The 13,973-nt window shown below is 63.8% G+C and carries 13 protein-coding genes; 10 read left to right on the top strand and 3 right to left on the bottom strand.

The annotated features are described in order from the left end of the window. The first annotated feature begins 11 nt into the window (after window positions 1-11). Genes coxB through ACREB4_RS15005 form a run of 5 tightly spaced genes read left to right on the top strand, consistent with a single transcriptional unit; the run spans window position 12 to window position 5,733 of the window. The gene (gene coxB / locus ACREB4_RS14985) at window positions 12-1,046 is read left to right on the top strand and encodes a cytochrome c oxidase subunit II (protein ID WP_431589031.1); all 1,035 of its coding nucleotides are present in this window, start codon (window positions 12-14) and stop codon (window positions 1,044-1,046) included. Beyond that, the gene (ctaD, locus tag ACREB4_RS14990; protein WP_431589032.1) at window positions 1,043-3,013 is read left to right on the top strand and encodes a cytochrome c oxidase subunit I; all 1,971 of its coding nucleotides are present in this window, start codon (window positions 1,043-1,045) and stop codon (window positions 3,011-3,013) included. Before coxB ends, ctaD begins: the two co-directional genes overlap by 4 nt. After that, a complete protein-coding gene (locus ACREB4_RS14995) occupies window positions 3,010-3,633 on the top strand; it encodes a cytochrome c oxidase subunit 3 (protein WP_431589033.1) in 624 nt (207 codons plus the stop codon). The genes ctaD and ACREB4_RS14995 overlap by 4 nt, the downstream gene beginning before the upstream one ends. A 25-nt stretch (window positions 3,634-3,658) precedes the next feature. Beyond that, complete coding sequence (locus ACREB4_RS15000; RefSeq protein ID WP_431589034.1) at window positions 3,659-3,997, top strand: hypothetical protein; 339 nt, start codon at window positions 3,659-3,661, stop codon at window positions 3,995-3,997. Continuing rightward, complete coding sequence (locus ACREB4_RS15005) at window positions 3,970-5,733, top strand: SDR family NAD(P)-dependent oxidoreductase (protein WP_431589035.1); 1,764 nt, start codon at window positions 3,970-3,972, stop codon at window positions 5,731-5,733. Before ACREB4_RS15000 ends, ACREB4_RS15005 begins: the two co-directional genes overlap by 28 nt. 7 nt (window positions 5,734-5,740) lie before the next feature. Here ACREB4_RS15005 and ACREB4_RS15010 read toward each other — a convergent pair whose 3' ends face one another. Further along, on the bottom strand, window positions 5,741-6,223 hold the full coding sequence (locus ACREB4_RS15010) for a hypothetical protein (RefSeq protein WP_431589036.1): 483 nt from the start codon (window positions 6,221-6,223) through the stop codon (window positions 5,741-5,743). A 74-nt stretch (window positions 6,224-6,297) separates the two neighbouring features. Here ACREB4_RS15010 and ACREB4_RS15015 point away from each other — a divergent pair, with 74 nt between their 5' ends. Then, the gene (locus tag ACREB4_RS15015) at window positions 6,298-7,581 is read left to right on the top strand and encodes an SDR family oxidoreductase (RefSeq protein ID WP_431589037.1); all 1,284 of its coding nucleotides are present in this window, start codon (window positions 6,298-6,300) and stop codon (window positions 7,579-7,581) included. Continuing rightward, window positions 7,578-8,045, top strand: a complete 468-nt coding sequence (locus ACREB4_RS15020) for a DUF2269 family protein (protein ID WP_431589038.1) — start codon at window positions 7,578-7,580, stop codon at window positions 8,043-8,045. Before ACREB4_RS15015 ends, ACREB4_RS15020 begins: the two co-directional genes overlap by 4 nt. A 62-nt stretch (window positions 8,046-8,107) precedes the next feature. Here the strand turns inward: ACREB4_RS15020 and ACREB4_RS15025 are convergent, their stop codons facing one another. Next, complete coding sequence (locus ACREB4_RS15025; RefSeq protein ID WP_431589039.1) at window positions 8,108-8,569, bottom strand: DUF2243 domain-containing protein; 462 nt, start codon at window positions 8,567-8,569, stop codon at window positions 8,108-8,110. Then, window positions 8,566-8,760 (bottom strand): hypothetical protein, encoded by a 195-nt coding sequence (locus ACREB4_RS15030; RefSeq protein ID WP_431589040.1) that lies wholly within the window; start codon window positions 8,758-8,760, stop codon window positions 8,566-8,568. Before ACREB4_RS15030 ends, ACREB4_RS15025 begins: the two co-directional genes overlap by 4 nt. A 194-nt stretch (window positions 8,761-8,954) precedes the next feature. On the opposite strand from ACREB4_RS15030, the gene ACREB4_RS15035 reads away from it, so the two are divergent. The 3 genes from ACREB4_RS15035 (at window position 8,955) to ACREB4_RS15045 (ending at window position 13,949) form a co-directional block, all read left to right on the top strand. Continuing rightward, window positions 8,955-9,356, top strand: a complete 402-nt coding sequence (locus tag ACREB4_RS15035) for a response regulator (protein WP_431589041.1) — start codon at window positions 8,955-8,957, stop codon at window positions 9,354-9,356. 14 nt (window positions 9,357-9,370) lie between these two features. Further along, complete coding sequence (locus ACREB4_RS15040) at window positions 9,371-9,772, top strand: response regulator (protein ID WP_431589042.1); 402 nt, start codon at window positions 9,371-9,373, stop codon at window positions 9,770-9,772. Window positions 9,773-9,836: 64 nt separating this feature from the next. Continuing rightward, window positions 9,837-13,949 carry a CheR family methyltransferase gene (locus tag ACREB4_RS15045; protein ID WP_431589043.1) on the top strand — a complete coding sequence of 1,371 codons (4,113 nt, stop codon included), beginning with the start codon at window positions 9,837-9,839 and terminating at the stop codon, window positions 13,947-13,949. The last annotated feature ends 24 nt before the right edge of the window (window positions 13,950-13,973 follow it).

Genomic DNA, 13,973 nt, shown 5'->3' on the forward strand with positions numbered 1-13,973 from the left:
CCATGCACAGCATGAAGGCACCCATTTCCATCCACCTTTTGATGTTCGGCCTGCTGCTGGCGCTGCCCGGTTGGGCGGGGGTCGATCCGCCGCAGGACATCCTTCGGCCTGCCGGGCCACAAGCGCATCACCTGTTGAACCTTTGGCACACGATGCTGGTGGTCTGCACCCTGGTGTTCGCCGCCGTGTTGGCGGTGCTGGTGGTGGTCCTCTGGCGCCGTCCGCGGGCCGACAGCCAAGCGTCGCCCGACCTGGCATTGGCCGCGTCGCCGGAACGTGGCAGCGTGCAGAAGGTGGGGGCCGCGGTGGTGGCGTCGACGCTGCTGTTGATCTTCCTCATCGTGGCAAGCCTGCTGACGGACCGTGCCCTGGCCCGCCTCTCGCTGAAAGATGCGGTGCACATCGAGGTCACGGCCAACCAGTGGTGGTGGGACGTGCGCTACGACCACGCCCAGGCCGACCAGGTCTTCTACACCGCCAACGAACTGCACATCCCCGTGGGCCGCCCCGTGATCTTCACCCTGAAGTCGGGTGACGTCATCCACAGCTTGTGGGTGCCCAACCTGCATGGCAAGAAAGACCTCATCCCCGGCCGCACCTCCACGCTGCAATTGCAGGCCGACCGACCTGGCATCTACCGAGGCCAGTGCGCCGAGTTCTGCGGCTACCAGCACGCCTTCATGGCCCTGCGCATCATCGCCGACCCACCGGACCAGTATGAAGCCTGGGCCGCACAGCAGCGGCAGTCTGCAGGCGAGCCCAGCGATGAACGCCTTCGGCGTGGCCGCGACATCTTCCTCAGCACCACCTGCGTGATGTGCCACACCGTGCAAGGCACCACGGCCAGCGCCCGACGGGGCCCCGACCTCACGCACCTGGCCGGGCGCAAGACGCTGGCGGCGGGCACCTTGGCCAACACGCCCGATGACCTGGCCCGCTGGATCCAGGACCCGCAGCAGTTCAAGCCCGGCGTCAACATGCCGGCCTCTAAACTGAGCGACGACGATCTGAAGGCCCTGGTGGCCTACCTGGGGAGCCTCACATGACGGCCTGCTTCGATGATCTGAGGCCGCAGCCACCCTTGCCGCGGCCACCGGGCAACCAAGTGCCGCCCAGCGCCGAGGATCGCGCGCAGCTCGAGGCAACCTGGCGTGATCCGCCGGGCCTGGTCGGCTGGCTCTCCGCCATCAACCACAAGACCATCGGCAAACGCTTCATGCTGACCACCTTGGGCTTCTTTTTGGCGGGGGGCTTGCTGGCGCTGGCGATGCGCTTGCAGTTGATGCGACCCCAGAACCATTTGATCGGCCCTGACCTGTACAACCAGGTCTTCTCGATGCATGGCACCACCATGATGTTTCTCTTCGCCGTGCCGGTCATGCAGGCGGTGGCGGGCTACCTGGTGCCCTTGATGATTGGCGCGCGCAGCGTGGCCTTTCCGCGCATGAACGCCTATGCCTACTGGGTGTTCCTGTTCGGCGGGCTGATGCTCTACACGGCCTTTGCGCTGGACATCGGCCCTGATGCGGGGTGGTTCTCGTACGTGCCCCTGGCCGGTCCGGACTACTCGCCAGGCAAGCGGATTGACTTCTGGGCGCAGCTGATCACGTTCACCGAACTGTCGGCCTTGCTGGAGGCGGTCATCATCATCACGACCGTGTTCAAGTTGCGCGCGCCGGGCATGGCCTTGAACCGCATCCCGCTGTTCGTCTGGGCCATGCTGGTCACCGCCTTCATGGTGCTGTTCGCGATGCCGTCGGTGATGCTGGCCAGCACCGCCCTGATCACCGACCGCCTGGTGGGCACCCATTTCTACAACCCCGCGCAGAACGGCGACGTGGTCCTGTGGCAGCACCTGTTTTGGTTCTTCGGCCACCCCGAGGTCTACCTCATCTTCATCCCCGGCCTGGGCTTCATCTCGGCCATCATTCCCACCTTTGCGCGGCGGCCCATGTTCGGCTACAACGCCATGGTGCTGGCGCTGATCGCCACGGCCTTCCTGGCGTTCGGGCTGTGGGTGCACCACATGTTCGCCACCAACATCCCCGAGCTCGGCAAAAGCTTCTTCACCGCCGCGAGCATGCTGATCGCCATCCCGTCCGCCGTGCAGATCTTCTGCTGGCTGGCGACACTTGCGACGGGCCGGCTGAACTTCAAGACACCCTTGCTCTTTGTCCTGGCCTTCTTTTTCATCCTGGTGCTGGGGGGCCTGACCGGCATCATGCTGGCCTCGGTGCCGCTGGATCTTCAGGTGCACGACACCTACTTCGTGGTCGCCCACCTGCACTATGTTCTGCTGGGCGGAGCGGTGTTCCCGCTGGCGGGGGCCGTCCACTATTGGTATCCCAAGTTCACCGGCCGGCTGATGGACGAGAAGCTGGGACGCTGGTCCTTCTGGCTCTTCTTCATCGGGTTCAACGTGGCGTTCTTCCCGATGCATTTGCTGGGCCTGTGGGGCATGCCGCGCCGGGTCTACACCTACCCGGCCGACCGGGGCTGGGGCGACATGAACATGGTGTCCACCTTCGGCGCCTTGATGATCGGGCTTGGCGTGCTGCTGTTCCTCATCAACCTGGTGCGCAGCCGCTGGCAAGGCGAGTTGGCCGGGCCCGATCCTTGGGGCGGTGGCACGCTGGAATGGGGCACCGCCTCCCCGCCCTCATCGGTCAACTTCGAAGCCATTCCCGTGGTCTGTGGCAGAGACCCCGTCTGGCAAGCCGCGGAACGCCCACCCGACCAAGCGGTGGCCGTGGGCGGCCTGGCCACCACCAGCCGCGAGCAGCTGGTCACCAGCGTGCTGGACGCGCAGCCCGACCACCGCTCGCAGTTCCCACAGCCCTCCATCTGGCCTTTCCTGTCGGCGGTGGCGACCACGGGCCTGTTTGTCGGCTCGATCTTCACGCCTTGGGCCGTGGTCTGGGGCGCCGTGCCGGTGGCCATTGGCCTGACGTGCTGGTTCTGGCCACGCCGCCAGGAATCCCGCCTGCACGTCGCGCTGGAGCAGCAGCCATGAGGGAAACGCCGCCAGCATCCGAGCAAGGCCACATGCTCGACGCCTCGGCCTTGCCGAGCTTCGCCTTTGGGCACCGCAGCCTGATGTGGTGGTCGACCCTGTGCCTGATCGCCATTGAAAGCACGGTGTTCGCACTGGCCGTCGCCAGCTATTTCTACCTGCGCAGCCATGCGCCGCGCTGGCCACTGAGCACACCGGCGCCCGACCTGTTGTGGGGCAGCCTGAACACCGGCATCCTGCTGGCCAGCACCTTGCCCAACCATTGGTTGAAGCAGGCGGGCGAAGCCGGCAACCTGCCTCGCATGCGCCTGTGGTTCGTCGTTTGCCTGGTGTTCTCCCTGGCTTTCCTGGGTGTGCGGGCCCTGGAGTTCACCACGCTCAATGTGCGGTGGGACACCGACGCCTACGGGTCCATCGTCTGGATGCTGCTGGCACTGCACACGGTGCACCTGATCACCGACACCTGGGACACCGGCGTATTGGCCGTGCTGATGTTCACGGGGCCACTGGAAGGGCAGCGCCGGGTCGACACCAGCGAGAACGCCCAGTATTGGTATTTCGTGGTGCTCAGCTGGCTGCCCATCTACACCGTGCTGTATTGGGCGCCCCGGGTGTCTTGAGGACAGGAACGGAGGATGACACACCATGTGGACCTGGCTCGCCTTGCTCTTCACGCCCCTGCTCAGCCTCGGTGTCCTTGGCATCGCCTATGCGCTCGTGCCGACTTCCTGCAACCACCAAACCGTGGCCGCGCTGCATGCTGTGTACGCGCTGGGATGCGGCGTCAGCGCGCTGATCACCGCCCTGGCCTGGCCCCTCCTGCCCTGGCCAAAGCGGGACCTGGGCCTGCCCGACACAGGTCTCCAGGCCCATTCGCGCCAGCGCTTCGTGAGTCTGATCGCCGGGCCGACGGGGCTACTGTTCACACTGGTCACGGCGGCCCAGTGGCTGGCCGTGTGGCTGTTGTCGCCTTGCCTGGCTTGAAGCAAGTCATCCTGGCGGCAGGATGCCTTGGCGCCAGTCTGGCCCTGGCTCATGCACCGAGTGGCCCAAGCCAGGCTCCGCCCACCATTGGCTGGAATTTCGAGCCGTGGGTGGTGATCTGCCTGTTCCTCAGTGCCGCGGCGTATGGCCTCGGCTTGTCGCGCCTGTGGTCCAAGGCGGGCGCCGGGCATGGCATCCCGGGCTGGCGGGTCGCCTGTTTCGGATCGGGGTGGTTGTCACTCGGGGTCGCCCTGGTCTCTCCCCTTGACACCCTGGGTGGCTTGCTGTTTTCGGCGCACATGGTGCAACACGAGATGCTGATGGTGGTGGCCGCGCCATTGCTTGTGCTGAGCCGCCCACTGGCCGTGTGGGTTTGGGCGCTGCCGCCGGCCATGCGCCGGGGCATTGGCGGAGTGGTGAACTGGGCCCCACTGGCCATGACCTGGCATCTGCTGACCAAGCCCCTGAACGCCTGGGCTTTGCATGGCTTGGTGCTGTGGGGCTGGCACGTGCCGGCGATGTTCGAAGCGGCCTTGGCCAGCCAGGCCGTCCACACGCTTCAGCACGTCAGCTTTTTGGGCAGTGCGCTGTTTTTCTGGTGGTCGCCCTTGGGCACCGGTCCTGCCCGGCACGGAAGCGCCATGCTCTACGTCTTCACCACCATGGTTCACACCGCCTTGCTGGGCGCCTTGCTGACCTTTGCCCCGACGCCTTGGTATCCCTCCTATGGCGCCACCGCCAGTGCCCTCGGCTTCGATCCATTGGACGACCAGCAAGTGGGTGGCCTGGTCATGTGGGTGCCCGGTGGCCTGGCTTACCTGATCGTGGGCCTGAGCGTGGCGGCCAGAGTGCTGAACGGTGGCCGCGGCATGGCATTTGCCGCCCACGGAGGACAGCCCCGAAACACATCGCCACGAAAGGAGAACCTCATGGCATCCATCCACCCTCCCACCTCATCGCGCCCTTTGGCCCTGGTCACGGGCGCTTCGTCGGGCATCGGCTTTCAACTGGCCCGGCAGTGCGCCCAATCCGGTTTTGACCTCCTCATTGCCGCCGACGATCCCCAGCTCGACCAGGCCGCTCAGGGCCTGGCCGCACTGGGTGTTCACGTGCGGTCCGTGCAGGTTGATCTGGCCACGCGCAAAGGCGTCGATGACTTGCATGCCGCCGCTGAAGGCCGGCCCATCGACGCCTTGCTGGCCAATGCCGGCCAGGGCCTGGGTCAGGGCTTCCTGGAGCAGGACTTCGACGACGTCTGCAAGGTCATCGACACCAACATCGTCGGCACCCTTTATTTGCTGCAAAAAGTGGCCAAGGAGATGCGGGCGCGCGGCAGTGGCCGCATCTTGATCACCGGCTCCATCGCCGGCTTCATGCCCGGCACCTTCCAGGCCGTTTACAACGGCAGCAAGGCCTTCATCGATTCTTTCTCATGGGCACTGCGCGAAGAACTCAAGGACAGTGGCGTCACGGTGACCTGCCTGATGCCAGGGCCCACCGACACGAACTTCTTCGAACGCGCTGGCCTCATGGACACGGAGATCGGCCAGGGCAAGAAGGACGATCCGGCAGAAGTGGCCCGCGTCGGCTTCGAGGCCATGATGGCCGGCGAAGGCGACGTGGTCTCCGGGCTCAAGAACAAAGTCCAGGTGGCCATGGCAGGCGTCACGCCCTCCGCCGTGCTGGCCGAGCAGCACCGGAAAATGGCCGAGCCGGGTGGCGCGAACCGCCATTGAATCGACGTCATTCGGCGGTCTTGTCGGCACCTGAGGCCGTGTCTCGCGTGGCCCAGGCTGCCAAGGCCAGGCCCGCGGCGAACGCGCCGTACGTCAGCACCAGGCTTTTCCTCGACAGGTGATGCTGGAAGCCTGGCGTCAGGCGCTCGGGCACCAGCTTGAAATCGACCAGTGCCGCCACGGCGGTCATGGCGGCAGCGCTCGCCGCGAGTTTCGCGGGTTGGGCGGCCACGCCTTGCCTGCCAATGATGCGGTTGAAAATGCCGCCCCACATCGCGGCACTGGCATGGTGGATCAATGCGCCTGTGGCTGTGTACCGCCAGCTTGGGCGGGTCTGCTGGAGAGCACGCTCCCCATGCAGCCAATGGCTGGGTGCATTCACGGGGGCGATGGCGCTGCCCTTTTCCGCGCGGCCGCGCAGGGCCAGCACCAGCATGGACAGGCCGCCAGCAAGGCTGGCGGACACGACGTCTTTCAGGTAAGGATGCATGTCATGGTCCTTTCTTTTCAAAGGTACGGGGATTGCCAGCTTCGGCAAGTGGCGTACCTTGAAGGAGCAACGCTTTGAAAATCTTGGTGTGTGGTGCCAGCGGCTTCATCGGCGCGCAAGTGAGCAGCGCCTTGGAAGCCCGTGGCCACACCGTCGTTCACGGCGTTCGTGACGCCACGGCCCGCCAGACCGATCAGCCGCGCCGATCGTTTGCCGAAGTCGATTTCACACACGAGCAGCCGCCGGCTGCGTGGATTTCTCAGCTCCACGGCATCGATGTGGTCGTCAATGCGGTCGGCATCCTGGCTGAGCATGGGGACCAGACCTTCGAAGCCCTGCATGTCCGCGGGCCGACCGCCTTGTTCAGGGCCTGTGCGATCGAAGGTGTTCAGCGGGTGGTGCAGGTTTCCGCCCTGGGTGCCGACGAACAGGCCGAGTCCGGCTACCACCGCAGCAAGAAGGCCGCGGATGACTGCCTGCTGACCCTGCCGCTCAACAGCGTCGTGGTGCAGCCTTCGCTGGTGTTCGGGGAGCAAGGTGCCAGCACCCGCCTTTTCATGTCGCTGGCCGCCCTGCCCTTGATTCCTTTACCGGGCAACGGCGAGCAGATGATCCAGCCCGTGCACATCGGCGATCTGGTCACCTTGGTGGTGAATCTGGTGGAGCAGCACCAGCTTGCGACTGGCGAACGCGTTGCCGCGGTGGGTGGCCACGCCCTGAGCTTGCGCGCCTACCTCGCCACCTTGCGCCGGTCTCTTGGATTGGGGCCTCCGCGCTTTCTTCCAGTGCCTGCTGTGCTGATGGACCGCATGGCCGCCTGGAGCAGCCGCTGGCATGTCGGCCTCTTCAACGAAGACAGCTGGCGCATGCTCCAGCGCGGCAACACGGCCGAAGCTGCCTTGATGAGCACATGCCTGGGGCGTCGGCCCCGCTGCCCCGGCGACTTCCTGGAGGCCACACCAACAGCGCTTCTTCGCGACGCCGCCAGGCTTGCCTGGCTGTTGCCACTGCTGCGCCTCAGCCTGGCGGTGGTGTGGCTGGTCAGCGGCATCGTCTCACTGGGTTTGTACCCCGTTCAAGACAGCCTCGCGATGCTGGCGCGCGTCGGCATCCCCGCTGTCCTGGCGCCCTGGATGCTGTACGCCGCCTCGGCGGCGGACATCGTGCTGGGCTTGGCCACGCTGGCCTGGCCAAGGCGGCGTCTCTGGCTCGCTCAAATCGCCCTGGTGCTGGGCTACACCGCGGTGATCACCCTGCGGCTGCCCGAACTGTGGCTCCACCCCTTCGGCCCCATCGTCAAGAACCTGCCCTTCCTGGCCGTGCTCTTGATGCTTTGCACTTTCGAGGAAAAACGATGAGCTACCTTCTGGTGAAATGGGTCCACATCCTGTCGTCGACCCTGCTCTTCGGCACCGGCCTGGGCTCTGCCTATTACATGTTCTTCGCCAGTCGCACAAAGGACCCGCGCGTGGCGGCCGCCGTGGTGGGCTTGGTGGTCTGGGCGGACTGGCTGTTCACCACCACCACGATCATCATCCAACCCGTGAGCGGCGCCTACCTGGCCCACCTGGCCGGCATCCCTTTGTCCACGCCCTGGATCGCCTGGTCCCTGGCCTTGTACGTGCTGGCCGGCGCCTGCTGGTTGCCAGTGGTCTGGATCCAGATGAGGATGCGTGACCTGGCGCGGGCTGCAGCGGCTGGCAACATGGCCTTGCCCCAAGCCTACTGGCGATACCTCACCATCTGGACCTTACTCGGCATTCCTGCCTTCCTGGCCCTGGTCGTGGTGTTCTATCTGATGGTGGCCAAGCCCGCCCTGTGAAGCGCCTTGAACCAGCAGCACAAATTTCTGCAGTCTTTGCACCCCATGGAATTTTTCCGCGCCTAGCTGCGCAAAACCAGGCGCCAACCCGCGAGGATCAAGACCACGCCGAACCCCAGGAAAGCCAGGTCTGCAGGCAAGGTGTTGGCCGCGTACTCCATCACATGGTGGATGCCCAACCACTGGTGATCGACCAGTCCCTCGATCACATTGAAGCAACCCCAACCCAGCAGCAGCGCACCGACGAGAACGCGGCCCGACCAGAGCACATCAGGCCGATGCCCGGCTTTGAACAGCACCGCCAAGCCAGCGACCGTCATCAACCAAACGGCCGCGTGGAAGATGCCATCCCAGAGCATGTTGACCTTGGCGTCAACCAGGTTGTCTGGCGGCAACCAGCCAGACAACATGTTGTGCCATTGCAGTATCTGGTGGAAGACGATGCCATCGACGAAGCCCCCCAGGCCAGCGCCCATGAGCAGGCCCGCCGACAGCAGTGGACCGATGCGCTGCCCGGCGCTCACGAGCGGTCTCCCCATCGGTACAGCACGGTCGCGACCAGCCCGATCAATGCGAGAGGCGCCACGATCAAAAGCAGGTTCGCCAGAAAACTCGCGTTGAAGACACTGTCCCGCACCAGCGGCGCGCAGCGAGGGCAGGCCCACGCCCCGATGGACATCATGCAGATCATTGACAGGACAAGGATGTTTCTCATGGTCGAGGCTCCCGTTGGAGTGGCTCGTCCGGCACTTGCCATGCCTGTTAAGGACTGTTGACCAAGCTTGGAGGAGAGGCAGGAGCGCTTGATGAAACAAAAGGAAACCGACACCCACATGCCGCGGTCAACAATACTTTACAAGCGAGCTTTTGCCCTGTGCAATGACGGATTGGCTGAAAGGAACGCTCTACATGCACTTACACCAAGGCGGTCCAGCTCTAAACGTTGCACGTCCCAAGCGCATCTTGGTGGTCGATGACTGCCGCGACACGTCGGAAGCCTTGGCGCAGGTCCTTGAAATACGTGGCCACGAAGTGAGCGTTGCCCACAGTGGTGCCGAGGCCTTGAGCGCGGCTCGCAGCTTCAAACCCAATGTCTGCTTGCTGGACATTTCCCTGCCCGTCATGAATGGCTACGAAATCGGCAAGCACTTGCGCGCTGAACACGAAGCCGCCACGCATCACCTTCAACTGGTCGCTCTGAGCGGCCACGACCGCAGCCCCGAACGCGAGCGCGCCGAGCAAGTCAGCTTTGACGCGCACCTGACCAAACCCGTCAATGTCGACGCACTGATCAAACTCATCGCCGACTGAAACCAAGGACATCTATGACCATCATGGCCCTGTGCCAAGGCTCTTCGAGCGCCCGTGCCAGGCTCAAGGCACGCAAGGTCCTGATCGTGGATGACAACGCCGAAGCCGCAGACACCCTGGGGGCCGTGCTGCGCTTCCTCGGCTATGAGGTGCTCATCGGCTACGACGGTCACGAAGCACTGGCCATCGCCGAAGACTTCCAACCGGACGTGGCCATCCTGGACATCAACATGCCGGGACTGACGGGCTATGAAGCCGCCAAGCGGCTGCGAACCCTGCCCGTCGGACGCAAGCTGAGCCTCGTCGCACTGACGGCGGTGCGCGACTGCCAGGAGTCCCTGTCCTGCGGGTTTGACGCCCATCTCGGCAAGCCTGTCGATGTCAATGCCTTGCTGAACACGCTGGGCTGCGCCTGAGGCCTCCGCAAGGTCGACACTTGGGCGTGCGGCAAGGGCCGGTGCTCGTCACTTGAGACTTGCCATGACACCAGACAGCGCTCATGACGTCCAACATGACGAACCGCTCCTCACCAGCCGCCTCGACTTTCCCGTGGTGGGGCTGGGCGCTTCGGCTGGCGGGCTGAGCACGCTTCAGACTTTCTTTCGGCACATGCCTGCGGCCAGTGGCATGGCCTTCGTCATCGTGCTGCACCTGCCGCCCAAGCAGGCCAGCCGCGCCAACGCCTTGTTGCAGAGCGCGACCACCATGCCCTGCATCGAGGTCACCGATCCGGTAGCGATCGAGCCCGACCACGTCTACGTCATTCCGCCTGGCAAGCACCTGTCCATGAACGGCAGCCACCTGCGCCTGACCGACCTGGCGCGCCCGCGCGGCCGACACATCGCCATCGACCTGTTCTTCAGAGCCTTGGCCACCGTGCACAAGGAGCGCGCGGTCGGCATCGTCTTGACGGGTTCCGGCTCGGATGGCGCGGTGGGCATTTCCGCCATCAAGGAGCATGGTGGCGTGGCCATGGCGCAGTCGCCCGAAGACGCGGAGTTCGACAGCATGCCCACAGCGGCCATCGCCACCGGCATGATCGACTGGGTGATGCCCGTGGCCGAGATGCCTCAAAAGCTCCTGGACATGTGGGACAACATTCGCCGAATCCAGTTGCCGCGGGTGGCTGGTGAAGCCCTGCCCGTGAAGGAGCCGCCTTCCGAGGCGGCCACCAAAGAGGCCGAAGAGGCGCTGCGCGACATCATGGCCCATTTGCACCTGCGCACGGGCCACGACTTCGCCCGCTACAAGCGCGGCACAGTGCTGAGGCGGCTGGAACGGCGCCTGCAGGTCACAGGTCTTTCCGACCTTCCAAGCTACCGGGACCACCTGGCCGACAACCCTCAGGAGCCCGCCGCCTTGCTCAAGGACTTGCTGATCGGCGTCACCAACTTCTTCCGCGACCGCGAGGCCTTCGAAGCCCTGGAACGCGAGGTCATGCCCACCTTGTTCCGAGAGGAAGCCAATGTTGGCGAAGCCATTCGGGTCTGGACTGCCGCTTGCGCCACGGGTGAAGAGGCCTATTCAATGGCCATGCTGCTCTGCGAACAGCAAGCGGCCAATCCATCGGGTTCGCGGAAGATCCAAGTTTTCGCCACAGACATCGACGAGGCAGCGATCGCCGCTGGGCGGATCGGCAGCTACCCCGCCTCCATCATCACGGATGTTCCGCCAAAGCGCCTGACCTGGTTCTTCGAGAAGGAGACCAGCCACTACCGCGTCCGCCAGGAAGTGCGCGAGAAGATCACATTCGCGGCCCACAACCTTCTGCGAGATCCCCCTTTCTCCAGGCTTGACCTCATCTCTTGCCGCAACTTGTTGATCTACCTGGACCGGGACGTGCGCGCCAAGGTCTTGGAGATGTTCCATTTCGCGCTCAAGCCAGACGGCTTCCTGTTCCTCGGAGCGGTCGAATCCATCGATGCCGCGTCGGATCTCTTTGCCGTTGTCGACAAAAAGAACCGCATCTACAGGGCCAATGCCAATGTGGCTTCTCGCCCTGTCCGCCAAGTATCGGGCAAAGCAGCCACTGCCTCAAAAAAGGGGGGCTACGCGCAGATTCACCAACGCCTGGCCGAACAATATGCCCCCCCCAGCGCCCTGACCGATGCGGAGGCCAACATCGTTCACCTGTCTGAGCAGGCTGGGCGCTACCTGCGTCAGCCAGGCGGCATGCCCACGCACCATTTGCTCAGCCTGGTTCAGCCGGCGTTGCGGCTGGAGTTGCGCACCGCGTTCTTCCAGGCCTTGCGGACCGGCAAGAGCGTGGAAGCACGCAGCGTGCACCTTCAAGAAGATGGCAGGAACCGCTTCGTCAACATGATCGTGCGGCCCGCTCAGGAAACCGACAGTGGCGAACCATTGATGTTGGTGCTCTTCAATGAAGTCCAGGACAGCATGGTCGCCGATGCTCAGTCCGGCAAAGTGGGACGCGATCCCGTCGTGCTCCAGCTCGAGGCCGAGTTGCAACGCCTGCGTGATCGCTTGCAAATCATCATCCTGCAGGCTGACTCATCGGCAGAAGAACACAAGGCGGCCAATGAAGAACTGCAGGCCATCAATGAGGAACTTCGTTCAGCCACGGAGGAGTTGGAAACCAGCAAGGAAGAGTTGCAGTCCGTCAACGAAGAGCTGATCACCGTCAACCTCGAGCTCAAGATGAAGGTCGAGGAAACCACCAAGATCAACGACGACTTGCAAAATCTGATCGCCTCCACCGACATCGCCACGGTCTTCATCGACAGGTCGCTGGCCATCAAGCGCTACACGCCGCGCGCCACGCAGGTCTTCAGCATCATTCCAAGCGACATGGGCCGGCCCCTGCTCGACATCAATCACCGCTTGAACTACCAGGACTTGGTCGATGACGCGGCAGAGGTGGTGCGTTCACTGCTGGCCAAAGAACGCGAGGTCAGCAGCAACGACGGGCGCTGGTACATGGTGCGCTTGCTGCCTTACCGCACCAACGAGGACCGCATTGATGGCGCGGTTTTGACCTTCATCGACATCACCAGCCGACGCGAGGCGGAAGAACGCCTCCGCCTGGGCGAGCAACGCATGCAACTGGTGGCTGAAAGCACGCGCGACCATGCCATCATCACCACCGATGTCGCTGGGCGGATCAAGACCTGGAACACCGGTGCAGAACGGCTTTTCGGTTACCAGGAGGAGCAGGCCATCGGGCAGTCGATCACCATGCTGTACTGCCCTGAGGACCGCGAGAATGGTGTTCCTCAATCCGAGATGGAACAGGCGCGCGACGACGGCCGCTCGGAAGACGACCGCTGGCACCTGCGCAAGGACGGCTCACGGTTCTTCTGCAGTGGCGTGACCACCCCGTTGTACGGTGATGGCGTGCTTCAGGGGTTCGCCAAGATCGCGCGCGACCTGACTGGCAGCAAACGCGCCGAGCACGCGCGCGAAGTTCAGTTGGCCCGCGAATCCCGCGAGCGCCAAGAGGCCCAAGCCGCGGCCGAGGCCAAGGACGAGTTCCTGGCCATCATGTCGCACGAACTCAAGAATCCCTTGAACCTCATCCAGTTGAATGTCGAGCTGATCTGGCATCTGGCCGAAGCGCGGGCGGTGCCCGAGATCGCGAAGGCCGCCAACACCATCCGCAAGACCGTGGTCACCCAGGCCAAGATCATCGACGACCTGCTGGACCTGTCACGCGTCAACACCGGCAAGCTCACGCTGGAGCTGGCGCCGGTCCACTGGTGCGAAAGCGTCCGGCGCATCGTCGATGCAGTGCAAGAGGCGGCGACCAGCAAAGGCGTCTCCGTGGTCATGGGATCCTGTGACGACGTGGTCGTTCAGGCCGATCCAGTGCGCGCTGATCAAATCGTCTGGAACCTGTTGAACAATGCCATCAAGTTCACGCCCTCTGGCGGCACCGTGACAGTCAGCCTGTCCACCGAGGATGGCATGGGCAAGCTCGAAGTACAGGACACCGGAAAAGGGATCGCACCCGATTTTTTGCCGCACATTTTTCAGATGTTCCGACAGGCCGACAGCCGCACCACCCGCCAGGAAGGCGGGCTGGGCATTGGACTCGCCTTGGTGCAGCAACTGGTCCACATGACGGGCGGCCATGTTCGCGCCGAATCCAAGGGTTTGGGCAAGGGAAGCACCTTCAAGGTTTGGCTACCAGTGGACAGTTCAGCACTGGTGCTCACCGCCGATGGCAAGCCAACTTTGTCCGAACCGCTGCGGGATCTGCGCATGTTGATGGTGGATGACGACCTGCACAGCCTCGAAGCCTGGCTCCACCTCTTGACACTTCGCGGCGCCAAGGTGACAACAGCTTCCAGCGCTGCCCAGGCGCTTCAAACGCTGGCGGTTGAAAAATTCGATGTGCTCGTGTCGGACATCGCCATGCCCGACATGGATGGGCATGAACTGATCAGGACGGTTCGGGCGATCACCGACAGGGAACGAATTCCGGCGATCGCCGTGACGGGCTTCGGCCGCAGGATTGACGAGCACCAGGCGCTCGCGTCCGGCTTCGATGCGCACGTGGGCAAGCCTTTATCTTTGGAGCGCTTCTGTGAGGTTCTGCTTCAGGTGTTGCCAGGCCAAAGGCCCAATGACTGAATTCCGGGAAGTCATCGTGAAGCA

Origin of the sequence: Aquabacterium sp., assembly GCF_050725395.1 — a bacterium.
Taxonomy (GTDB): Bacteria; Pseudomonadota; Gammaproteobacteria; order Burkholderiales; family Burkholderiaceae_C; genus Aquabacterium.

Bases quoted from the DNA above. Each gene is read 5' to 3' on its own strand.
- ACREB4_RS15010 (WP_431589036.1), bottom strand. From the start codon at position 6,223: ATGCATCCTTACCTGAAAGACGTCGTGTCCGCCAGCCTTGCTGGCGGC.
- ctaD (WP_431589032.1), top strand. From the start codon at position 1,043: ATGACGGCCTGCTTCGATGATCTGAGGCCGCAGCCACCCTTGCCGCGG.
- coxB (WP_431589031.1), top strand. From the start codon at position 12: ATGAAGGCACCCATTTCCATCCACCTTTTGATGTTCGGCCTGCTGCTG.
- ACREB4_RS15000 (WP_431589034.1), top strand. From the start codon at position 3,659: ATGTGGACCTGGCTCGCCTTGCTCTTCACGCCCCTGCTCAGCCTCGGT.
- ACREB4_RS14995 (WP_431589033.1), top strand. From the start codon at position 3,010: ATGAGGGAAACGCCGCCAGCATCCGAGCAAGGCCACATGCTCGACGCC.
- ACREB4_RS15020 (WP_431589038.1), top strand. From the start codon at position 7,578: ATGAGCTACCTTCTGGTGAAATGGGTCCACATCCTGTCGTCGACCCTG.
- ACREB4_RS15030 (WP_431589040.1), bottom strand. From the start codon at position 8,760: ATGAGAAACATCCTTGTCCTGTCAATGATCTGCATGATGTCCATCGGG.
- ACREB4_RS15035 (WP_431589041.1), top strand. From the start codon at position 8,955: ATGCACTTACACCAAGGCGGTCCAGCTCTAAACGTTGCACGTCCCAAG.
- ACREB4_RS15045 (WP_431589043.1), top strand. From the start codon at position 9,837: ATGACACCAGACAGCGCTCATGACGTCCAACATGACGAACCGCTCCTC.
- ACREB4_RS15040 (WP_431589042.1), top strand. From the start codon at position 9,371: ATGACCATCATGGCCCTGTGCCAAGGCTCTTCGAGCGCCCGTGCCAGG.